Source organism: Lysobacter cavernae (assembly GCF_042648505.1).
Lineage (GTDB): Bacteria > Pseudomonadota > Gammaproteobacteria > Xanthomonadales > Xanthomonadaceae > Lysobacter_L > Lysobacter_L cavernae.
Genome location: NZ_JBHRXK010000007.1, coordinates 21,313 through 42,755, shown reverse-complemented (window position 1 = coordinate 42,755; position 21,443 = coordinate 21,313). Strand labels below are relative to the sequence as shown.

Genomic DNA, 21,443 nt, shown 5'->3' with positions numbered 1-21,443 from the left:
CCCGCCGTCGCGGGAATGACGGCACTTGGACGGGAAGGCTCGTTTAAGATCGAAACACCGAGTTACCGGCTTCGGCTGCCGCTCTGAGTGGAGACCCCGCTTGAACCTGCGCGACCTCAAATACCTGGTAGCCCTGGCCGACCACAAGCATTTCGGTCGCGCCGCCGCGGCCAGCTTCGTCAGCCAGCCGACGCTGTCGACCCAGATCAAGAAGCTCGAGGACGAGCTTGGCGTCTCGCTGGTCGAGCGCGCGCCGCGACGGGTGATGCTGACCCCGGTCGGTCGTGACATCGCCGAGCGCGCGCGCAAGATCATCGCCGACGTCGAGCAGATGAGCGAGATCGCGCGGCGCAGCCAGGACCCGGAAGCCGGCACGGTGCGACTGGGCCTGTTCCCGACGCTCGGGCCTTACCTGCTGCCGCATGTCGTGCCCAACCTGCGCAAGCGCTTTCCGCGCCTGGAGCTGCTGCTGGTCGAGGAGAAGACCGACCAGATCCTCGCGCGCCTGCGCGACGGCCGCCTCGATGCCGCCCTGCTGGCCCTGCCGATCCACGACGACCAGCTGCACGTCGAAGTACTGTTTGACGAGCCGTTCCTGCTGGCCGTGCCGCAGCAGCACGCGATGGCCGGCCAGGACACGCTCGACCTGCACGAGCTCGACGACCAACACCTGCTGCTGCTCGAGGAAGGCCACTGCCTGCGCGAGCAGGCATTGGACGTGTGCCGCCTGGCCGGCGCCGACGAGCGCGACGGTTTCCGCGCCACCAGCCTGGAAACGCTGCGACAGATGGTCGCCGCCGGCGTCGGCATCACCCTGCTGCCGATGCTGGCGGTGCAGCCACCGGTGCCGGTCTCGCCTGACATCCACCTGCTGCGCTTCCGCGGCGACGCGCCGCACCGTCAGATCGGCATGCTGTGGCGGCGCAGCTCGGCGATGGGCGATTTCCTGATGCAACTGGCCGATGAGTTCCGCAAGCTGCCGGCGCAACTGCTGCAACCTCCGCCGGCGGTCGCTGCACCGGCCTCGCGCAGCCAGTGGCCTTGAACCCTCACACCGGCACGCCCACCGGGCAACTCACGCCGGTACCGCCAAGGCCGCAGTAGCCCATCGGGTTTTTCGCCAGGTACTGCTGGTGCTCGTCTTCGGCGTAATAGAACGTCGGCGCCGGGTACACGATCTCGGTGGTGATCTCGCCGTAGCCCGCATCGCGCAGCCGCTGCTGGAACGCGTCGCGGCTGGCCAGCGCGGCCGCGTACTGGGCCTGACTCTCGCAATAGATCGCCGAACGGTACTGGGTGCCGGTGTCATTGCCCTGGCGCATGCCCTGGGTCGGGTCGTGGCTCTCCCAGAAGGTCTTGAGCAGCATCTCGAACGCCACTTCGGCTGGGGCGAACACCACCAGCACCACTTCAGCGTGCCCGGTCTGGCCGCTGCAGACCTCGCGGTAGGTCGGATGGGGCGTGTAGCCGCCGGCGTAGCCGACCGCGGTGGTGACCACGCCGGGCAGCGACCAGAACTTGCGCTCGGCGCCCCAGAAGCAGCCCATCCCGAACTGCACCCGCGCCAGACCGGCGAAGGCATCGCGCAGCGGCCGCCCATGCACGTAATGGGCGTTGTGCAACGGCATCTCGCGGTCACGGCCGGGCAGCGCGTCTTCGCGCCGCGGCATGCGTTGTTTGTAGGCGCCTATGCCGGCCATCTCGTTCTCCTGGGGTTTCCACCGGACCGCTTCGGCTCCGGAGACCCTCATGAAATGCGGCAGCGACACCACGATTCAAGCCGGGCGAAGCATTGCGCTCAGTACTGCAGCAACGAGTGCAGCGGCACCACGTCACCGCCCCAACGCACCCGCCCCTGCAGCGCCTTCAGCTCGATCAGCACGCTGGCGCCGACCAGCTCGGCACCGAGCATCCCGACCAGCTGTCGCGCCGCGGCCAGGGTGCCGCCGGTGGCGAGCACGTCGTCGACGATCAGGGTGCGCTCGCCCGGCTTGAGCGCATCGCTGCGCGCCTGCAGGCGGTCGCTGCCGTATTCGAGCTGGTAGTCGACCTCGACCAGCGGCGGCGGCAGCTTGCCGGGCTTGCGCAGCGGCACGAAACCGGCGTGCAGCTTCTGCGCCAACGCCGCGCCAAAGATGAAGCCGCGCGATTCGATGCCGCACACCGCCTGCACCTGGCTGCCCTGCCAGGGCTCGGCCAGGGCGTCGATGCAGCGGGCGAAGCCGCCGGCATCGGCCAGCAATGGGGTGACGTCGCGGAAGGTCACGCCGGGCTTGGGAAAATCCGGCACGGCCCGGATCAGGGCTTCAAACGGGTTCATGGCACGGCGGGCCTGCGCAAAGGGCCGGGCACGATACCTCAGGCCGGCAGGCCGTCGGGCAGATCGTCCACGGCATCGGCCGCCGCGGGCGGCTGGTTGAGCGGCAGTGCGGCCACGATATCGCGCGCTTCCGGCCAGACCACGTCGGGCACGCAGACCAGGATGGTGCCGAACAGCGGCAACTCGCCCATCCCGCCCAGCAGCGCCTCGCCCTGGAGAAACACCGGGATCTCCTCGGCTTCCAGCGCATGGCGGACCAGGTGCGCGTCGATCAGGTTGGCGGCTTCGTAGACGACTTTCATCGTGGCATTCCTCGCGTGCGTTCCTGGCGCGACTGGTGCGACCCGGTCGGGACGGCTCCAGCATACGCCCGCTCCGCTTGCCGGCAACGGCGTCGGCACGCGCCAGCGGCTAAACTGCGCGTTCTCCATCGCCTGTGCCCTTCGCATGTCCGCAACGCCCCACCCCGCCGCTCCCGCCGCCTCGCCGGAAACCCACGCTTCGGATGCCGCGGCATCGACCAAGCAGGATTTCATCCGGCAAATCGTTCGCGAGGACGTCGCCAACGGCAAGCACAGCGCGATCAAGACCCGCTTCCCGCCCGAGCCCAACGGCTACCTGCACATCGGCCACGCCAAGGCGATCTGCCTGGACTTCGGCATCGCCGCCGAGTTCGGCGGCAGCTGCAACCTGCGCCTGGACGACACCAACCCGGCCAAGGAAGACCCCGAGTACGTGCGCGCGATCCAGGAGGACGTGCACTGGCTCGGCTTCGACTGGCACGACCTGCGCCACGCCTCGGACTACTTCGAGGTGCTGTACCTGGCCGCCGAGAAGCTGGTCCGCCAGGGCGATGCCTTCGTCTGCGACCTGTCGGCCAACGAGGTGCGCGCCTACCGCGGCACGCTGACCGAACCAGGCCGCAACTCGCCCTACCGCGACCGCAGCGTCGAGGACAACCTCGACCTGCTGCGCCGCATGCGCGCCGGCGAGTTCGCCGACGGCGCGCGCACCCTGCGCGCCAAGATCGACATGGCCAGCGGCAACATGAACCTGCGCGACCCGGCGCTGTACCGCATCAAGCACGTCGAGCACCAGAACACCGGCAACGACTGGCCGATCTACCCGATGTACGACTTCGCCCACTCGCTCAGCGACGCGGTCGAAGGCATCACCCACTCGTTGTGCACGCTCGAGTTCGAGGACCATCGCCCGCTGTACGACTGGTGCGTGGATCAGGTCGACCTGGCGCATTCACCGGAGCTGATCCAGCCGCTGCTCGACAAGGGCCTGCCGTTCGAGGCGAGCAAGCCGCGCCAGATCGAGTTCTCGCGCCTGAACTTCAACTACCTGGTGATGAGCAAGCGCAAGCTGATGGCGCTGGTCAACGACGGCCTCGTCGACGGCTGGGACGACCCGCGCATGCCGAGCCTGCAGGGCATCCGCCGCCGCGGCTACACGCCCTCGAGCCTGCGGCTGATGGTCGACCGCGTCGGCATCAGCAAGCAGAACTCGCTGCTCGACCTCTCGATCCTCGAAGGTGCGCTGCGCGACGACCTCGACGCGGCGGCACCGCGGCGCATGGCGGTGATCGACCCGCTCAAGCTCACCATCACCAACCTGTCGACCGGCCACGAGGAAGCGCTGACCTTCCCGAACCATCCCAAGGACGAGAGCTTCGGCACCCGCACCGTGCCGTTCTCCAACGAACTGTGGATCGAGCGCGAGGACTTCGAGGAAGTGCCGCCGAAGGGCTTCAAGCGCCTGATCCCGGGCGGCGAAGTGCGCCTGCGCGGTGCCGGCATCTTCCGTTGTGACGAGGTCATCAAGGACGGCGACACGGTCGTGGAGATCCGCGGCGAACTCGACCCCGAGTCGCGCCCGGGCATGGCCGGTGCCGACCGCAAGATCAAGGGCACGATCCACTGGGTCAGCGCCCACCACGCGATCAAGGCCGAGATCCGCCTGTACGACCGCCTCTTCATGGTCGCCGACCCCGACAACGACGAGGGCGGCAAGACCTACCAGGACTATCTGAACCCGGATTCGCGCCGCACCGTCAGCGGCTACGTCGAGCCGGCCGCGGCCGCAGCCGCGCCGGAGCAGTCGTTCCAGTTCGAGCGCATCGGCTACTTCGTGGCCGACCGTCACGACCACCGCCACGACGCGCCGGTGTTCAACCGCAGCGTCACCCTGCGCGACACCTGGGCCAGCAAGGCCTGAGGAGAACCGTCATGCGTCTGCTCCCCTCGCTGATGTTGCTGGCTGCGTTGCTGCTCACCGCCTGTGCGGTGCCGGCGCCGCAAGCCAGTCGCGACACCGCCGCAGCTTCCATCGGCCATGACGTGCCATCGTCAGCCACCGTGGCGGTGCCGCCACCGAGTTCGGTGCAACCCGAACAAGCGTCGCCCGCCGGTACGCCGGCCGCGCCGGAGCCCACCGCGCAGGCCAAGCCGGTGCAGCTGATCACCAGTTGCAGGACCGATGCCGATTGCACCGTCAAGGATGTCGGCAATTGCTGCGGCAGCTTCCCCAGTTGCGTCAACGTCAACAGCCCGACCGACCCCAAGGGCGTGCAGGCGCAATGCGCCAAACGCGGGATGATGTCGGTCTGCGGCTTCAAGGCGATCGAAGGCTGCCAGTGCGTCAAGGGCGAGTGCCAGAACCGGATCATGGAAGTCGAGGCGCAGTGATGCTCTACGCACAGGTGCACCTGACCCTGCCGGCTTGGGTGCACGAGGCCGTCGACACCGACCGAAGCTACCCCGGCGACGGCGCCAAGGTCGCCCTCGCCATCTCGCTGTCGCGGCACAACATCGAAGCCCACAGCGGCGGTCCGTTTGGCGCGGCGGTGTTCGACGCCGCCGACCGCATCATCGCCGTCGGCGTCAACCGCGTGCTGCCGCACAGCTGCTCGCTGGCCCACGCCGAAACCATGGCCTATATGCTGGCCCAGCAGCGCACCCAGCGCGCGCGCCTCAATGAGGACGCCGACGGCCAGCGCATCGGCCCGATCACCCTGGCGACCTCGTCGCAGCCGTGCTGCCAGTGCTACGGCGCGACGGTCTGGGCCGGCATCGACCGGTTGCTGATCGGCGCGCGCAGCGAGGACGTCGAGCAACTCACCGAGTTCGACGAAGGCCCGCTGCCGGCCGACTGGGTCGGTGAACTCGAACGCCGCGGGATAGCGGTGGTCCGCGACCTGCATCGCGACGACGCGCGCGCCGTGCTGCGCGCCTACGGCGAACTCGGCGGCGCACGCTATTGAACCGCACCATGCCCCCGCGCACGCCATGACCGCCGACGCCCTGCTCTGCTATTGCCGCGCCGGCTTCGAGCCCGAACTCGCCGCCGAACTGTCCGAGCGTGCCGCACTCGCCAACCTGCCCGGCTACGCGCGTACCGAACGCGACAGCGGCTACGTCGAGTTCCTCGGCGCCGATGCGACCGCGCTGTCGCGCGCCGTGCCCTTTGCGTCGCTGATCTTCGCCCGGCAAAAGCTGTTGCGCCTGGCCGACCTGCGCGGCCTCGACCCGCGCGACCGGATCACCCCGATCCTGGCGGCACTGGAGGCCACCGCGACGGCCGACACCGCGCGCGCCAGCTACGGCGAGCTGTGGGTAGAGCACCCCGATTCGGAAGCCGGCAAGCCGCTCGCCGGTCTCGCGCGCAGCTTCGGCAACGCGCTGCGGCCGGCACTGCGCAAGGCCGGCTGGCTGGCGCGCAGCGACGACCCCACCCGGCCGCGCCTGCACGTGGTGTTTCTGGCCGGCGATCACGCCGTACTCGCGCGCGGCGACACCCGCGACAGCGCGCCCTGGCCACTGGGCATCCCGCGCCTGCGCATGCACGCCGACGCACCGAGCCGTTCCGCGCTCAAGCTCGAAGAAGCGCTGATCACCCTGCTCGACGACGACGAGCGTCAACGACTGCTGCGAGAGGACATGCGCGCGGCCGACCTCGGCGCCGCCCCCGGCGGCTGGAGCTGGGTGCTGATGCGCGAAGGCCTGCGCGTGGTGTCGATCGACAACGGCCCACTGCGCCCGCATCTGCTCGACAGCGGCCGCGTCGAGCACCTGCGCGCCGACGGCTTCCACTGGCAGCCGAAAGCGCCGCTGGACTGGATGGTCTGCGACATGGTCGAGCAGCCGCGCCGTGTGGCCGAGCGCATGGCGACCTGGCTGCGCGAGGGCTGGTGCAAGCACACGATCTTCAACCTCAAGCTGCCGATGAAGAAGCGCTGGGACGAAACCCGGCTGTGCCTCGACCTGTTCACGCAGCAGACGCAACGGCCCGTGCGCATCCGCGCGCGCCAGCTCTATCACGACCGCGAAGAAATCACGGTGTTTGCCAGCACGCGCTGACGCGGCGGCGCCGTGTCCATCTGCGCGGGGCGCCGCGCGCCGTGCGGCAATTCCCTTCGACGACCGGGAGGTTACAGCCCCGCGGCGTGACGCCAGAAGGCGTGGGTGAGCGGTGGCAGCTTGCCCACCAAGCCAAGCAGCGGCCCACGCAGCAATGTCGCCGCCAGCGCCTCGGTCGAGAACAGGCGATTGATGCCGTCGAAGGCGTAAGCGGCCACCGCATTCTCGCTGCGTTGCTGCCGCGCCCAGCGCGACAACAGCGTCGTTGCGCCAGGATCGGCCCCGCGCCGCTGCGCTCCTCGCAGCGCGGCGCGCAATGCCGTGACATCGCGCAAGCCGAGATTGACGCCCTGCCCGGCCAGCGGATGCACCACGTGCGCGGCATCGCCGACGATCGCCACCCGCCCGGCGGCCTGCGTCCGCGCCAACTGGCGTCGCAAAGGGAACGCCGCACGCTTCGACACCGAGGTCAGCGCGCCAAGCCGCCCGGCAAACGCGGCGTCGAGTTCGCGCAGGAACTCGGCGTCGCCGACCTGCAGCAGGCGCGCCGCTTCGGCCTCGGGCAGGCTCCAGACGATCGAACTGGTATGGCCGCTGCGCGACGCTTCACCGGTGGCGTCGGCGGTCGCGTTGATGAACGGCAGGAACGCCAGCGGCCCGCCGGGCAGGAAGCGTTGCCAGCAAGTCGCCTGGTGAGCGTGCCCGTGTTCGACAAAGGCCACCAGACCGCGCTGGCCGTAGTCGTGACCTGCGGTTGCGACGCCGGCCAAGGTACGCAATTTCGATTCGGCACCATCGGCGGCCAGCACCAGCCGCGCGCGCAGGCGCAAGCCACTGTCGAGTTGCAACGTGGCACCGGCATCGTCCTGATCGAGCCCAACCACCGTGTCCGGACAATGCAGGTGTACGCCGGCCGCAGGCAGTGCGGCCCACAGGCGATCGACCAGCAGGCCGTGCTCGACGATCCAACCCAGTTCGCTGCGACCGAAGGCATCGGCCTCGAACACCAGTTCGCCGCCGCCGGCCGCATCCCATATCCGCATCGCGCGATACGGCTGCACGCGCGCCTCGCGCACCCCACGCCAGACCGCCAGGTCGTCAAGCAGGGCGGCGTTGTCCGGTGCAAACGCGTACACACGCAAGTCCGGCACGTCGCTGCGCCAGGGCGCGGGCTCGCGCGCCTCGACCAGGGCAACCTGGTAGCCGTCCCGCGCGAAGGCCAGTGCCGCCGCCGCGCCGACCACGCCGGCGCCGACCACGATCACATCGAGTGCGCCACGCCGGCTCATGCCTGTACCTGCCGGCACAGCGCCGGCACATCGCCGCGGTAGCCCATGGCACCGCCGACCAGGTAGGCCTGTGCCGAGGGCAGGCGATCGGTCGCGAACAACCCCAGGCTGCGCAACGGTCGCAACAACGGGGCGTCGTTGGCGGTCAGGCGGGCCAGGCCATCGGAAAACGCGAGCGTGCGTTCGCGGTCGTCGCGGCGACGCTCCACATAGGCCGCCAGCAAGGCTGGATCGCCGCAGTCGGCGGTCGGGTCGGCACGACGCGCGTGTTCGATCAGTTCGGCCAGGGTCAGCGCATCGCGCAGGCCCAGATTGAAGCCCTGCGCCCCGATCGGATGAATGGTCTGGGCGGCGTTGCCGACCAGCAGCGCACGCGCGGCGGTGGTGCGCTGTGCGAGCACGCGGATCGCCGGGTGCGCGCTGCGAGCGCCGCAACCGAGGAAGCGACCGGCGCGCCAGCCGAACACCTCCTGGGCGCGGGCGAGGAAAGCGTTGTCGTCGAGTGCAGCCACGGCGTCGGCGTCTTCGCGGGCGACGGCATGGATCAAGCCGTAATGGCGATCGCCGCGCGGCAACAGCGCGGTCGGGCCGTGCTCGCCGAGGCGCTCGTAAGCGGTGCCGTCGGGCCCGCGCGAGGTGCGCAGGCGGGTCACGAACAGGGTCTGCCGGTAATCGTGCTCGTCGCTGCCGATACCCAGCGCCGCGCGCACGCCGCTGCGGGTGCCGTCGGCGGCGACCAGCAGACGGGCGCGCAGCACGCGCTCGCCGTCACCGTCTGAGACACACACCGCGCGCTGCACCGCGTCGTCGGTTGCCAGACCGAGGAAACGCGCCGGCCGGTAACGCCGCAGGCGCGGCAGCTCCGCCAGCCGCGCTTCCAGCGCTTCACCGAAGTCGCGCGCGACCACCACCCGGCCGAACTCGCGGCGCCCGTACTTGCCGGCGTCGAGCAGGCTGCGGCCGAAGTCGCCGCGCCGGCTGATGTGGATGCGCTCGATGGCGCCACTGGGCGCGCTCAGCTTCTGCAGCACGCCCAGCGCGCTCAAGGCATTGACCGTGGCCTCGGCAAAGCTGAGGTTGCGCTCGTCGAACACCGCCGGCAACGCGCCTGGCGGGGCGGCTTCGATCAGGCCGACCTCGAGGCCGAGGCGCTCCAGTGCAATCGCCAGGCTGGCACCGACCAGACCGCCGCCGACAATCAGCACGTCGTGCAGCGTGGCGTCGGTCAATCCATCGATGGAAGGGGAAAATGAAGGGTCCGCGACAGGCATTGCGTTATGCTAACGGTTCCTGCCGGTCAGTAACGTGCACGCCATGAACCGCACTCTTCCCACCGCCGCCCGCGGCACGTCCTTCGCCCCCGGTCCGCTGGTGCTCGCCGGCCTGATCGTGATCGCCGCACTGACCCGCCTGCTCCCGCACCCGCCAAACTTCTCGCCAGTCGAGGCGATCGCGCTGTTCGGCGGCGCTTACTTCGCCTCCAGGCGCTGGGCGTTCATCGTGCCGCTGGTCGGCCTGCTCGTCTCCGACCTGGCGCTGGCCGCGATCAACGGTGGCGATTACGCCTCCTGGTTCGGCAGCGGCGGCATCTGGCTGGTGTACCTGTGCATCGCCCTCACCACCGCCCTCGCCCTGAACCTGCGCGGTCGCGTCAGCGGTGGCCGCGTGCTGGGCTATTCGCTGCTCGGTTCGGTGCTGTTCTTCGTGGTGACCAACTTCGGCGCCTGGGCCTTCCAGGCGGTGCCGCTGTACCCGATGACGGCCTCCGGCCTGGCCGCGGCTTACGTCGCCGGCATCCCGTTCTTCCAGTGGACGGTACTGGGCACGCTGTTCTACTCGGCGCTGCTGTTCGGTGGCTTCGCGCTGCTGCGCCAGCGCCTGCCGGTGCTGCGCGCGCAGACGGTGTAAGGCGGCCCGTGGGCAACCGCCTTTCCAAGATCTACACCAGGACCGGCGACGACGGCACCACCGGTCTGGGCGACGGCAGTCGCGTCGCCAAGGACTCGGCCCGCGTCGGCGCCTACGGCACGGTCGACGAGGCCAACTCCTGCATCGGCCTGATCCTCGCCTGCGACAGCAGGGCGAGCGAGGTACCGGATGACATCCGCAACCTGCTGACCACGGTCCAGCACCAGCTGTTCGATCTCGGCGGCGAGCTGTGCATCCCCGGCCACGCCGCCATCGTCGATGCCGACGTCGAGCGCCTGGAGCAGCAACTCGACGCCTTCAACGAAGACCTGCCGCCGCTCAAGGATTTCATCCTGCCCGGCGGCGGCGAAGCCGCGGCGCGCTGCCACATCGCCCGCACGGTGGTGCGCCGCGCCGAGCGCGAGACGGTGGCGCTGTCGCGCCTGGAAGCCGTGCGGCCGGAAGCGGTGCGCTACCTCAACCGCCTGTCCGACCTGCTGTTCGTGCTGGCCCGCGTGCTCGCCCGCGCCAGCGGTCACGGCGAAGTGCTGTGGCAGCACGAGCGCCGCAAGGGCTGAGCATGGGCGCCCGCATCCGCTCCGATGCCGGCTGCAAGCTCGATCCGATGCCCCCAGCGGCACGCTCGCACCACATCGGGCCTGCCTGACCCGCCGCGCGCCGTGCACGTCTACAGCCACCCCGCCTGCACCCGCCACGACCCCGGCCCCGGCCATGCCGAGCGGCCCTTGCGCCTGGTCGCGGTCACGGAAGCCCTGCGCGAGCACTTCACCGCGCTCGACTGGCACGAGGCGCCGCGCGCCAGCCGCGGCCAGTTGCTGCGCGTGCACGACGACGCCCTGCTGGCACTGGTGCTGGACACGCCGGTGGATGCGCCGACGGCCCTCGACCCCGACACCGTGCTCGCGCCGGGCTCAGCCGAGGCAGCCCTGCGCGCAGCCGGCGCCGGCGTGGCCGCGGTCGACGCGGTGATGCACGGCGACACGCGTCGCGCGTTCTGCGCGGTGCGCCCCCCTGGCCATCACGCCACCGAATCGGCGGCGATGGGCTTCTGCCTGTTCAACAACATCGCGGTCGCCGCCGCGCATGCCTGCGACAAGCACGGCCTGGCGCGCGTGGCGGTGGTGGACTTCGACGTGCACCACGGCAACGGCACCCAGGCGATCTTCGACACCGATCCGCGCGTGATGTACCTGAGCTCGCACCAGATGCCGCTCTACCCCGACACCGGTTACGCCAACGAGCGCGGCGTCGGCAACATCGTCAACGTCCCGCTGCCGCCGGGCTCGGGCAGCGAGGCCTTCCGCAAGGCCTGGCGCGACAATTTGCTGCCCGCGCTGGAATCGTTCCGGCCGCAGCTGCTGTTTGTTTCCGCCGGTTTCGATGCACACAAGCGCGACCCGCTGGCGCAACTCGAGCTGGAGACGGACGACTACCGCTGGCTCACCGTCGAGCTGGCCCGCATCGCCACGCGTCACGCGCAGGGCCGCATCGTCTCGATGCTGGAAGGCGGCTACGACCTGGCCGCGCTGCGCGAATGCAGCGTGGCGCACGTGGCGGCACTGCTCGACAGCGGCGGCTGAGCGCCGGCCAGGATCGGGCGCAGGCGTCAGCCGGTCGCGGGCACGAAGTCCAGCGACGCCGAATTGATGCAGTAGCGCAAGCCGGTCGGCTGCGGCCCGTCAGGGAACACATGCCCCAGGTGCGACTGGCAGCGCGCGCACTTCACCTCGATCCGGTGCATGCCGTGGCTGTCGTCGGCCTGCTCGCTGACCGCCTCGGCCGCGATCGGTTGCCAATAACTGGGCCAGCCGCTGCCGGAGTCGTACTTGCTCTGCGCGGCGAACAACGGCGCGGCGCAGGCGACGCAGGTGTAGGTGCCGGCCTCCTTGTGGTTCCAGAAACGGCCGGTGAAGGCGCGCTCGGTCGCCGAGCAGCGGCAGACCGCGTATTGCTCGGGCGACAACTGCTCGCGCCACTGCGCCTCGGATTTTTCGACCGGGGCAGAGGTCTGATCGGATGGGTAAGGCATGGCTTCCCTCACTGGCAGCGAAAATGAACGAAGATGACGGCAAGATGGTGCTCGCGTTGCCCGCTTGCAAGGGATGCGGCAAGCTAGCGGCCCGTTTTCCCGACGCCTCCCGACGAAGGTCACTGCGTGCGCAAACCCCTTCGCCTGCTCCCGTTGTCGCTGTGCATCGCGCTGGCACTGCCTGCCTACGCGGCCGACGGCGATGACGAAGAGAACTGGGGGCTGTGTCCGATCATCGACGCCGTGCCCGCCTTCAACGACGCGCCGACGCCGATAGGCGGGATCGAGCAGCGCGCGTTGGAGCCGACCGATATCGACGGCGGGCAACTCGAGCGCGGCGCCAAGGACGAGGACCTCGTCGTCCAGGACAACGTCAAGCTCAACCGCGGCGACCAGTTCCTCGGCACCGACAAGCTGACCTACAACGAAGAGACCGGCAGGTACACCGCCGAAGGCAACGTGCGCTACCAGGACACCGGCATGCGCATCGTCGCCGAACGCGCCGAAGGCGACCAGATCGCCGACGTCCACCGCATCGAGGACCTGCAGTACCAGCTCACCGAGCGCCGCGGCAACGGCGGCGCCGAGCGCATCGAACTCAACGGCGCGAAAGGTGCGCTGGTCGGCTCGACCTATTCGACCTGCGCACCCTCGCAACGCGCCTGGGAACTGCGCGCGCACCGCATCGACATCGACACCGAGGAAGGCATGGGCGTGGCGCGCAACGCCACCGTGCGCATCGGCAAGGTGCCGGTGCTGTACGTGCCGTGGTTCATGTTCCCGGTCGACGACCGCCGTCGCACCGGTCTGCTCTATCCGCAGATATCCCTGTCCAACCGCAACGGCTTCGACTACCGCCAGCCGATCTACCTCAACCTGGCGCCGAACTACGACGCCACGCTGTACCCGCGCTACATGAGCGATCGCGGCGGGCTGCTCGGCGGCGAGTTCCGCTGGTTGTATCCCCAGGGTCGTGGCGAGGTGTCCGGGACCTGGATGCCCGACGACCGCCTTCCCGGGAACGAGCCGGATCGGTACCTCAATCCGGAAGTCGGCACGCCGATGTCGAGCCTGCCGGAGAAAAACCGCGGCCAGTTCCTGCTCACGGCCGCACACAATTTGAACAGCAGCTGGTATGCCAATACCAACCTGGCGTGGGTCAGCGACACCCACTACTTCGAAGACTTCAGCAGCAGCCTGTACGGCATTTCCACCTCGACCATCCGCAGCAACTTGGGCCTGTATGGCCGGGGCCGCTACTGGCAGGCCGGTCTCATGGCCGACCACAACCAATTGGCCGATTACACCTTGACCGAACGCAATCTGGCTTTCGATCGTCTGCCACGGGCCTATGTCAGCTGGGCCCAGCCTGTGGGCCAGTGGTTCGAGGCCGGTGTCGACTCGGAGGCCGTGCGTTTTGAGCACGATGTCTTCTCAGGTGGCAGCCGCTTCGATCTCAAACCCTTCATCAGCATGCCCCTGGAAGGGGCGAGTTGGTTCATCCGTCCAAAACTGGCTTGGCGCTACACCGGCTATCAGCTCGATGGCGATGGCGCCGCGCAAATTGCAACGACCCGCGCCAGGGCCTATGCCATCGAAAACGGCATTCCCTATACGCCAGATCTGGATACGCGGTTCTACGACAGAAATCCCAGCCGCAGCCTGCCAATCGCCTCGCTGGACGCGGGCCTGTACTTCGATCGCAACACGCAGATCCGTGGGGATCACTATCTGCACACATTGGAGCCGCGCATCTACTATCTGAACGCGCCATACCGCAATCAGGATGGGCTGCCGATTTTCGATACGCGCACAATGACCTTCAGCTGGGGCCAGCTGTTCCGCGACAACCGCTACACCGGTGCCGACCGCCAGGCAGACGCCAACCAGCTCACGGCCGCCCTGACCACCCGGTTGATCAGCGAAGACGATGGCCGCGAGCGGCTGGCAGCCAGCATTGGCCAGATCCAATACCTTGATGACAGCCTCGTCGTCGTGCCAGGCGAGATCCCGGTCGAACAAGGCAAGTCGGCCTGGATCGCCGACGCCAGCGTGTCGCCCAGCGACCGCTGGACCATCGGCGCCACCTACCAGTGGAACCCCAAGTTCCGCGGCGAGGACATGGCCAGCCTGCGCGCACGCTACCTGTTCCGCGACAGCGGGGTGGTCAACATCGCCTACCGCTACCGCCGCAACACCTCCTTTCGTCCTGGCATCGACCCGCCGGAGAGCAAGGACCTGCTCGAGCAGGCCGACTTCTCGTTCCTGTACCCGATCAACCAGACCTGGAGCGTGGTCGGCCGTTACTACTACTCGATCCTCGACAAGAAACCGCTCGAAACCATCGCCGGCGTGCAGTGGGAAAGCTGCTGCCTGGCGGCGCGGCTGATCGGCCGCCGCTACCTGCGCAACCGCGACGGCGAGCTGGACACCCGGATCATGTTCGAGTTCGAGCTCAAGGGGCTGGGCTCAGCCGGCCAGAACACGGAGCGCGTATTGCGCCGTGGTATCCTCGGCTACGACCGCGACGACCTCTACCTCGTGCCGCCCACCTCGACAGAGCGCCTCAACAACGGCGGCGGCCAAGTCGAACCTACTTCCGACCGGACCCTATGAAGAAACTACTCGCGTGTGTCCTCGCAGCCGCCGTGCTGTCCGGCACGGCTCCGCTGCTCAGCGCGCCCGCCATGGCCCAGGTGCAGCCCATCGACGGCATTGCCGCGGTGGTCGACGAGGGCGTGATCCTCAAGAGCGAGCTGGATCGTGCCGTCGCCATCATCCTCGCCCAGTACGCCGGCCGTGACGGTCAGCTGCCGCCGCGCGACGTGCTGGAAAAACAGGTGCTCGAGCGCCTGGTGCTGTCCAAGCTGCAGGTGGCCCGCGCCCAGGAAACCGGCGTGCGCGTCACCGACCAGGAGGTCGACCAGGCCATCGGCGGCATCGCCGCGCAGAACCGGGTCAGCGTCGAGCAACTGCGCCAGCAGCTGGCGCGAGAAGGCACCTCGTACAACGATTTCCGCACCTCGATCCGCGACGAACTGCTGATCCAGCGCCTGCGCCAGCGCTTCGCCCAGAGCCGTGTCACGGTCAGCGAGGCCGAGGTCGATGCGGCATTGGCCGCGCAGGCCAACTCCGGCGCCCAGTTCCACCTCGCCCACATCCTCGTGGCCCTGCCCGAAGGCGCCACGCCCGAGCAGATCGCCACCGCGCAGAAGAAGGCCGAGGGCGTGAAGGCCCTGATCGACAAGGGCGAGATGGACTTCGCCGCGGCCGCGGTGCGCTACTCCGACAGCCCCAACGCGCTGGAAGGCGGCGACCTGGGCTGGCGCAGCATCGACGAGATCCCGAATGCGTTCGCCGAGCTCATGCGCAACATGAGTGCAGGCCAGGTCACCGCGCCGATCCGCGGCCCCAGCGGCTTCCAGCTGCTCAAGCTGGTCGAGACCCGCGACGCCTCGCAGGCCGGCCCGAGCATGGTCACCCAGTACCAGGCCCGCCACATCCTGATCCGCGTCGATGACACCACCAGCGACGCGCAGGCCAAGGCCAAAGCCGACACCCTGCGTGCGCGCCTGGCCGGCGGCGCCGATTTCGCCGAGCTGGCCAAGGAAAGCTCGCAGGATCCGTCCTCGCGCGCCAAGGGCGGCGAACTGGGCTGGTTCACCCGCGACGAATTCGGCCCCGACTTCGGTGCCGCGGTCGCGGCGTTGCAGCCTGGCCAGGTCTCCGACTCGGTCCACACCCAGGCCGGCTACCACGTGATCAAGCTGGAAGGCACCCGCCAGGCCGACGTCGGCGACCAGAACCGCCGTGCCCAGGTCCAGGAGACCATCGGCCGCCGCAAGCTCGAGGACGAGTGGAACCGCTACCTGCGCGAAATGCGCGGCGAAGCCTTCGTCGACGTGCGCGTCGGCAAGGCCGCCGAAGCCACCGCGCCGGCGACACCGGCCCCGGCGCCCGCCAACGGCGGCTGAGATGTCCGGCGATCGGCCCGCTCGGCTCGCGCTGGTTCCGGGCGAGCCGGCCGGTGTCGGTCCGGAGTTGTGCGTGCGGCTGGCACAGCAGCCGCGCGATTATTCGCTGACCGCCTTCGCCGATCCGCACACCCTGCAGGCCGCCGCCGACGCGCTCGGCCTGCCGCTGCACCTGCGCCCGCCGGGCCAGCCCAGCCTGCAGCCGGGCGAACTGGCACTGGTGGCGGTGCCCAACCGCGTCCAGCCCGCCTTCGGCCAGCCCGACCCGCGCAACGCCACGTCCGTGATCGACGCCCTGCACGCCGCCGCCGACGGTTGCCTGCGCGGCGCATTCGACGGCGTGGTGACCGGCCCGGTCAACAAAGCCGTGATCAACGCCGGCGGCATCGCCTACACCGGCACCACCGAGCTGCTGGCGCAACAGGCCGGGCGTGAGGTGGTGATGATGCTGGCCAACGACGTGGTCCGCGTCGCCCTGGCCACCACCCACTTGCCGCTGCGCGAAGTCGCCGATGCGATCACATCGGATTCGCTGGCGCGCACGCTGCACATCACCCACGCCGCGCTGGTCGCGGACTTCGGCATCGCCGCCCCCACCCTCGCCGTGCTCGGCCTCAATCCGCACGCGGGCGAAGCCGGGCATCTCGGGCGCGAGGAGCTGGACGTGATCGAACCGGTACTGGCGCGTCTGCGCGCAGAAGGCATGCGCCTGATCGGCCCACTGCCGGCCGACACGGCGTTCCTGCCGAGCAAGCTGCGCGGTTTCGATGCGGTGGTCGCGATGTACCACGACCAGGGCCTGCCGGTGCTGAAGTACAGCGGCTTCGAGCGCGCGGTCAACCTGACCCTCGGCCTGCCTTATCCGCGCGTCGCGGTCGATCACGGCACGGCGCTCGAACTGGCCGGCAAGGGCCTGGCCGACCCGTCCAGCCTGATCGCCGCGGCGCAGGCCTGTGCGCAGATCGCCCGGCTACGCCGCACAATGACGCCATGAGCACGCGCCCCCACACCTCCAACAAGCCGGTGAAGCCCTCTTCGAAGGGGTTCACGACCGAGGCGAAAAAACACCTCGGCCAGCACTTCCTGCACGAGCGCGGGATTATCGACAAGATCGTGCTGGCGGTGAATCCGCAGCCCGGCGATCGCCTGGTCGAGATCGGGCCGGGCCAGGGTGCGATCACCTTCCCGCTGCTCGACCGCCACGGCGAACTCACCGTGATCGAGTTCGACCGCGACCTGATCTTCCCGCTGACCGAAGCCGCGCGCGCACACGGCACGCTCGAGGTGATCCACCGCGACGTGCTCACCGTCGATTTCAGCGCCATTGCCGGCGAAGGCCAGATCCGCCTGGTCGGCAACCTGCCGTACAACCTGTCCTCGCCGATCCTGTTCCATGCACTCGACCACGCCGCGGCGATCCGCGACATGGTGTTCATGCTGCAGAAGGAAGTCGTCGATCGCATGGCCGCCGGCCCCGGCAGCAAGGTCTACGGGCGCCTGGGCGTGATGCTGCAGGCCTATTGCCACGTCACGCCGCTGTTCGATGTGCCGCCGGGCGCGTTCCGGCCACCGCCGAAGGTGGACTCGGCGGTGGTGCGGCTGGTGCCGCGCGCGCCGGAGACCATCGGCATCGTCGACCCGGGCAAATTCTCCGCGGTCGTGCGCGATGCCTTCGGCCAGCGCCGCAAGACCCTGCGCAATGCCTTGTCCAACCTGTGCGATGCAGCCGCGATCGAAGCCGCCGGCGTGCGCCCGGAGGCGCGCGCCGAGCAGATCGAGGTCGCCGATTTCGTGCGCCTCGCCAATCACCTCGCCAACGCAACGTAACGGCACGCGGCGGCGGCCTGTGTTGGTCACGGCCGCACCGAACACTCACGACGCATTGACCCATTTCGCGCCCCACGCCCTACACTGTGTTCATGGAACGCCGTAACGACTACGCCTTCGACATCACCGTGGCGACCCGCTATCTCGACGATCAGTCCGAGCCTGCGCAGGATCGCTACGTGTTCGCCTACACCATCAACATCCGCAACAGCGGCCGCATGGCGGCGCGCCTGCTCGGCCGGCATTGGCTGGTCACCGACGGCAACGGCAAGGTGGAGGAAGTCGAAGGCGAAGGCGTGGTCGGCGAGCAACCGTGGCTGCGTCCGGGCGATGATTTCGAATACACCTCCGGCGCCGTGCTCGAAACGACCCACGGCACGATGGAAGGGCGCTATGCGATGCAGGCCGACGACGGCACCCGCTTCGACGCGCCGATCCCGGCATTCGCCCTGACCGTGCCGCGCACGCTGCACTGATGGTATCCGCATGAGCGTATGGGCCATCGGCGACCTGCAGGGCTGCTACGACCCGACCCAGCGTCTGCTGGAGAAGATCGGCTTCGACCCGGCGCGCGACACCCTGTGGTTCTGCGGCGACCTGGTCAATCGCGGCGGACAATCCCTGGAAACGCTGCGGCTGGTGCACTCGCTGCGCGCCAGCAGCGTCGTCGTGCTCGGCAACCACGACCTGTCCCTGCTCGCGATCGGCGAGCGCCGCGAGGACGAGCAGCGCAAGGTCAATCCGGACCTGCAGCGGATCGTGCTGGCGCCGGACCGCGACGAACTGCTGACCTGGCTGCGCACGCAGAAGCTCGTGCACACCGACCGCCAGCTCGGCTGGATGATGGTGCACGCCGGCCTGGCGCCGAAGTGGACCACGCAACTGGCCGAGCGCTACGCACGCGAGATCGAGGAACGCCTGCACGGCGACCAGTTCCGCCGCCTGCTCAAGAACATGTACGGCGACAAGCCGGCATGGGCCCCGCAGCTGACCGGCATCGACCGCCACCGCGCGATCATCAACATCTTCACCCGGCTGCGTTACTGCACGCCGCGCGGCCGCATTTCGTTCGAGGACAAGGGCAGCCCCGGCACGCAGCCGGTCGGCCTGTACCCCTGGTACGAAGTGCCGGGCCGCGCCGAGCGTGATCTCAAGATCGTCTGTGGGCACTGGTCCACGCTGGGATTGTTCATCGGCCACGGCGTGCATGCGATCGACACCGGCGCGGTCTGGGGTGGCAAGCTCACCGCGTTGCAGCTCGACACCGACGAACTGCGCCTGGTGCAGGTGCCGGGGCGCGACGTGCCGGCAACACCGCCGAAGCCGCGACCGCCACATGCCGCTGGCGAGCACCCGGCCAAGCCTCGCCACCCGCATCACAGGCGCAACAGCGGTCGCAACGGACCGCCTGGCAACCGGCCGAGCGGCTCCGGCAACGACCCGGCTTGACTGGCGCACCCTTGAGCCGAGCGGTTCCTGATGACGGTCTAGGGAATTCTTGCGCGCGTCCCCAAGGCAACTTACTGACGGGCGTAATCGACGAACTCGAACGCGAACGCGTGCTTGTCGTCGATAGCATGCGACTCGCGCCCGGTGATCCGCCACGACTTCGGATCGAGCGCCGGGAAGAACGCGTCGGCGCCGTCGACGACGGTATCGACATGGGTCAGGTGCAAGTGCGTGGCCTGCGGCAGGCACAGCGCGTAGACCTCGCCGCCGCCGATCACGCACAGCTCGACGGCGGCATCAGCCGCGAGCTGCTGCGCCTCATCGACCGAGGCGACCGCACGCATGCCGTCGAACGGCACCTGCCCCGAGCGCGTCAGCACCAGGTTGAGCCGCCCCGGCAGCGCGCGCCCCAGCGATTGCGCGGTCTTGCGCCCCATCAGCACCGGCTTGCCCAAGGTCAGTGCCTTGAAGCGTTTGAGATCATCCGGCAACCGCCACGGCAACTCGTTGCCGCGGCCGATGGCGAGGTGGTGATCCAGCGCGGCGATCAGCACCAGATCCATCGTCAGACCGCCACCGGCGCCTTGATCGCCGGTAGCGGATCGTAGTGCTCGATGGCGATGTCATCAAAACGGAAGCCGAAGATGTCGCGCACGTCGGGGTTGAGTCGCAACGTCGGCAAGGCGCGCGGCGTGCGCGACAGCTGCTCGCGTGCCTGCTCGAAGTGATTCGAGTACAGGTGCGCGTCGCCCAGCGTGTGCACGAAGTCGCCGACGCCCAGCCCGCACAACTGCGCCACCATGTGGGTGAGCAGCGCGTAGCTGGCGATGTTGAACGGCACGCCGAGGAAGATGTCGCCGCTGCGCTGGTAGAGCTGGCAGCTGAGCTTTCCGTTCGCGACGTAGAACTGGAACATCGTGTGGCACGGCATCAGCGCCATGCGCGGCAGGTCGGCGACGTTCCAGGCGCTGACGATCAGCCGGCGTGAGTCGGGATTGCGCTTGATCTCCTCGACCACCCACTTGATCTGGTCGATCTCGATGCCGTCGCCTCCGGCCCAGCGCCGCCACTGCTTGCCGTAGACCGGGCCGAGCTCGCCGGCTTCGTCGGCCCACTCGTCCCAGATCCTGACCTTGTTCTCTTTCAGGTAGGCGATGTTGGTCTCGCCCTGCAGAAACCACAGCAGCTCGTGCACGATCGAGCGCAGGTGCAGCTTCTTGGTGGTGACCAGCGGGAAGCCTTCGTTCAAATCGAAGCGCATCTGCCAGCCGAACACGCTGCGCGTACCGGTGCCGGTGCGATCGGCCTTGTCGGTGCCGTGTTCGAGGACGTGGCGCAGCAGCTCGAGGTATTGCTTCATGCGATCAGCCTTGATCCGATCAATTCTTGGCCGGTACCAGCGGTTGCGGCCGCAGCGTCGGCTGGCGCCGCGACCACGCCAGCCAGAACAGGCCGAGCGCGATCAACGGCAGGCTCAGCACCTGACCCATGGTCAGCCAGCCGAAGGCGAGGTAGCCGAGCTGCGCATCGGGCACGCGCACGAACTCGACCAGGAAGCGGAAGCAGCCGTACAGCAGCGCGAACAGCCCCGACACCGCGTAGCGCGGGCGCGGCTTGCTGGAGAACCACCACAGCGCGGCGAACATCACCAGGCCTTCGAGAACCGCCTGGTACAGCTGCGACGGGTGGCGCGCATAACGCTCCAGCGCGCCGGCGGCGAACTGGCTGTGGATCTGCTGCGAGGTCCAGCCGGCGAACTCCGGCGCGCGCGGGAACACCACGCCCCAGCCGGCCTCGGTGAACTTGCCCCACAACTCGCCACCGACGTAATTGCCGAGGCGACCGAACCCCAACCCCGGCGGCACCAGCGGCGCCACGAAATCGATCGTGTCGAACAGGTGCAGACGGTGGCGACGCGACCACCACCAGGCGGCGGCGACGACGCCAAGCAGGCCGCCGTGAAAGCTCATGCCGCCTTCCCAGATACGCAGCAGCATCAACGGATCCTTCAGCAGGTCGCCGAAGGAATAGAACAGCACGTAGCCCAGGCGGCCGCCGAGCACGACGCCAAGCATCGCGTAGAACAGCAGGTCGCCATAAGCCTGCTCGGTGACGCCCGGCAGACGGCCGGCGCGCACGCGCCGCAGCCCCAGCCACCAGGCCAGGCCGAAGCCGAGCAGGTACATGATCCCGTACCAGTGGACTTGCAACGGGCCGAAGCCGAAGGCGATCGGGTCGATCTGGTGCAGGACGGTCATGCGG

23 protein-coding genes are annotated in these 21,443 nt (G+C 68.9%); 14 read left to right on the top strand and 9 right to left on the bottom strand.

Features of this window, described 5'->3' with window-relative positions; all coding sequences use genetic code 11:
• The first annotated feature begins 100 nt into the window (after positions 1 to 100).
• Positions 101 to 1,045, top strand: a complete 945-nt coding sequence (locus ACFOLC_RS13545; RefSeq protein ID WP_386759796.1) for a LysR substrate-binding domain-containing protein — start codon at positions 101 to 103, stop codon at positions 1,043 to 1,045.
• 4 nt (positions 1,046 to 1,049) lie between these two features.
• Here the strand turns inward: ACFOLC_RS13545 and msrA are convergent, their stop codons facing one another.
• The 3 genes from msrA to ACFOLC_RS13530 form a co-directional block, all read right to left on the bottom strand.
• Complete coding sequence (msrA, locus tag ACFOLC_RS13540) at positions 1,050 to 1,700, bottom strand: peptide-methionine (S)-S-oxide reductase MsrA (protein ID WP_386759795.1); 651 nt, start codon at positions 1,698 to 1,700, stop codon at positions 1,050 to 1,052.
• A gap of 98 nt (positions 1,701 to 1,798) precedes the next feature.
• Positions 1,799 to 2,320, bottom strand: coding sequence for an adenine phosphoribosyltransferase (locus ACFOLC_RS13535; protein WP_386759794.1), 522 nt, complete (start codon positions 2,318 to 2,320; stop codon positions 1,799 to 1,801).
• Between the two features lie 38 nt (positions 2,321 to 2,358).
• Positions 2,359 to 2,622 carry a putative signal transducing protein gene (locus ACFOLC_RS13530; RefSeq protein ID WP_386759793.1) on the bottom strand — a complete coding sequence of 88 codons (264 nt, stop codon included), beginning with the start codon at positions 2,620 to 2,622 and terminating at the stop codon, positions 2,359 to 2,361.
• Between the two features lie 145 nt (positions 2,623 to 2,767).
• Between ACFOLC_RS13530 and ACFOLC_RS13525 the strand changes: the two genes are divergently transcribed.
• Genes ACFOLC_RS13525 through rlmM form a run of 4 tightly spaced genes read left to right on the top strand, consistent with a single transcriptional unit; the run spans position 2,768 to position 6,684 of the window.
• Positions 2,768 to 4,543, top strand: coding sequence for a glutamine--tRNA ligase/YqeY domain fusion protein (locus ACFOLC_RS13525; protein WP_386759792.1), 1,776 nt, complete (start codon positions 2,768 to 2,770; stop codon positions 4,541 to 4,543).
• An 11-nt stretch (positions 4,544 to 4,554) separates the two neighbouring features.
• Positions 4,555 to 5,013, top strand: a complete 459-nt coding sequence (locus tag ACFOLC_RS13520; protein ID WP_386759791.1) for a hypothetical protein — start codon at positions 4,555 to 4,557, stop codon at positions 5,011 to 5,013.
• Complete coding sequence (locus ACFOLC_RS13515; RefSeq protein WP_386759790.1) at positions 5,013 to 5,588, top strand: nucleoside deaminase; 576 nt, start codon at positions 5,013 to 5,015, stop codon at positions 5,586 to 5,588. The genes ACFOLC_RS13520 and ACFOLC_RS13515 overlap by 1 nt, the downstream gene beginning before the upstream one ends.
• 25 nt (positions 5,589 to 5,613) lie before the next feature.
• Positions 5,614 to 6,684: a 23S rRNA (cytidine(2498)-2'-O)-methyltransferase RlmM gene (gene rlmM / locus ACFOLC_RS13510; RefSeq protein WP_386759789.1), complete on the top strand. Its 1,071-nt coding sequence runs from the start codon at positions 5,614 to 5,616 to the stop codon at positions 6,682 to 6,684.
• A 71-nt stretch (positions 6,685 to 6,755) separates the two neighbouring features.
• Here rlmM and ACFOLC_RS13505 read toward each other — a convergent pair whose 3' ends face one another.
• Positions 6,756 to 7,973 (bottom strand): FAD-dependent oxidoreductase, encoded by a 1,218-nt coding sequence (locus ACFOLC_RS13505; protein ID WP_386759788.1) that lies wholly within the window; start codon positions 7,971 to 7,973, stop codon positions 6,756 to 6,758.
• On the bottom strand, positions 7,970 to 9,244 hold the full coding sequence (ubiH, locus tag ACFOLC_RS13500; protein ID WP_386759787.1) for a 2-octaprenyl-6-methoxyphenyl hydroxylase: 1,275 nt from the start codon (positions 9,242 to 9,244) through the stop codon (positions 7,970 to 7,972). The genes ACFOLC_RS13505 and ubiH overlap by 4 nt, the downstream gene beginning before the upstream one ends.
• A gap of 43 nt (positions 9,245 to 9,287) precedes the next feature.
• Between ubiH and ACFOLC_RS13495 the strand changes: the two genes are divergently transcribed.
• The 3 genes from ACFOLC_RS13495 to ACFOLC_RS13485 all read left to right on the top strand — a co-directional run bounded on the left by ACFOLC_RS13495 (position 9,288) and on the right by ACFOLC_RS13485 (position 11,482).
• The gene (locus ACFOLC_RS13495; RefSeq protein WP_386759786.1) at positions 9,288 to 9,881 is read left to right on the top strand and encodes a DUF6580 family putative transport protein; all 594 of its coding nucleotides are present in this window, start codon (positions 9,288 to 9,290) and stop codon (positions 9,879 to 9,881) included.
• A gap of 8 nt (positions 9,882 to 9,889) precedes the next feature.
• Positions 9,890 to 10,459 carry a cob(I)yrinic acid a,c-diamide adenosyltransferase gene (locus tag ACFOLC_RS13490; RefSeq protein ID WP_386759785.1) on the top strand — a complete coding sequence of 190 codons (570 nt, stop codon included), beginning with the start codon at positions 9,890 to 9,892 and terminating at the stop codon, positions 10,457 to 10,459.
• Between the two features lie 102 nt (positions 10,460 to 10,561).
• A complete protein-coding gene (locus ACFOLC_RS13485; RefSeq protein WP_386759784.1) occupies positions 10,562 to 11,482 on the top strand; it encodes a histone deacetylase family protein in 921 nt (306 codons plus the stop codon).
• A 26-nt stretch (positions 11,483 to 11,508) separates the two neighbouring features.
• On the opposite strand, the gene msrB is transcribed toward ACFOLC_RS13485, so the two are convergent.
• Positions 11,509 to 11,931: a peptide-methionine (R)-S-oxide reductase MsrB gene (msrB, locus tag ACFOLC_RS13480; protein ID WP_386759783.1), complete on the bottom strand. Its 423-nt coding sequence runs from the start codon at positions 11,929 to 11,931 to the stop codon at positions 11,509 to 11,511.
• 126 nt (positions 11,932 to 12,057) lie between these two features.
• Here msrB and lptD point away from each other — a divergent pair, with 126 nt between their 5' ends.
• From lptD to ACFOLC_RS13450, 6 genes are all read left to right on the top strand, one after another.
• Positions 12,058 to 14,547 carry an LPS assembly protein LptD gene (gene lptD, locus ACFOLC_RS13475; protein WP_386759782.1) on the top strand — a complete coding sequence of 830 codons (2,490 nt, stop codon included), beginning with the start codon at positions 12,058 to 12,060 and terminating at the stop codon, positions 14,545 to 14,547.
• A complete protein-coding gene (locus tag ACFOLC_RS13470; protein ID WP_386759781.1) occupies positions 14,544 to 15,905 on the top strand; it encodes a peptidylprolyl isomerase in 1,362 nt (453 codons plus the stop codon). Before lptD ends, ACFOLC_RS13470 begins: the two co-directional genes overlap by 4 nt.
• A gap of 1 nt (position 15,906) precedes the next feature.
• Positions 15,907 to 16,899 (top strand): 4-hydroxythreonine-4-phosphate dehydrogenase PdxA, encoded by a 993-nt coding sequence (gene pdxA, locus ACFOLC_RS13465; protein ID WP_386759780.1) that lies wholly within the window; start codon positions 15,907 to 15,909, stop codon positions 16,897 to 16,899.
• Entirely contained in the window at positions 16,896 to 17,732 is an 837-nt protein-coding gene (gene rsmA, locus ACFOLC_RS13460) for a 16S rRNA (adenine(1518)-N(6)/adenine(1519)-N(6))-dimethyltransferase RsmA (protein WP_386759779.1), read from the top strand. The genes pdxA and rsmA overlap by 4 nt, the downstream gene beginning before the upstream one ends.
• Before the next feature lie 92 nt (positions 17,733 to 17,824).
• On the top strand, positions 17,825 to 18,208 hold the full coding sequence (gene apaG, locus ACFOLC_RS13455) for a Co2+/Mg2+ efflux protein ApaG (protein ID WP_386759778.1): 384 nt from the start codon (positions 17,825 to 17,827) through the stop codon (positions 18,206 to 18,208).
• Between the two features lie 10 nt (positions 18,209 to 18,218).
• The gene (locus ACFOLC_RS13450) at positions 18,219 to 19,181 is read left to right on the top strand and encodes a symmetrical bis(5'-nucleosyl)-tetraphosphatase (RefSeq protein WP_386759777.1); all 963 of its coding nucleotides are present in this window, start codon (positions 18,219 to 18,221) and stop codon (positions 19,179 to 19,181) included.
• 71 nt (positions 19,182 to 19,252) lie between these two features.
• Here the strand turns inward: ACFOLC_RS13450 and ACFOLC_RS13445 are convergent, their stop codons facing one another.
• The 3 genes from ACFOLC_RS13445 to lgt are packed head-to-tail and all read right to left on the bottom strand — an operon-like array spanning position 19,253 to position 21,439.
• Entirely contained in the window at positions 19,253 to 19,744 is a 492-nt protein-coding gene (locus ACFOLC_RS13445; protein ID WP_386759776.1) for a dihydrofolate reductase, read from the bottom strand.
• Positions 19,745 to 19,746: 2 nt separating this feature from the next.
• On the bottom strand, positions 19,747 to 20,541 hold the full coding sequence (locus ACFOLC_RS13440) for a thymidylate synthase (protein WP_386759775.1): 795 nt from the start codon (positions 20,539 to 20,541) through the stop codon (positions 19,747 to 19,749).
• Positions 20,542 to 20,560: 19 nt separating this feature from the next.
• On the bottom strand, positions 20,561 to 21,439 hold the full coding sequence (gene lgt / locus ACFOLC_RS13435) for a prolipoprotein diacylglyceryl transferase (protein ID WP_386759774.1): 879 nt from the start codon (positions 21,437 to 21,439) through the stop codon (positions 20,561 to 20,563).
• Between the last annotated feature and the right edge of the window lie 4 nt (positions 21,440 to 21,443).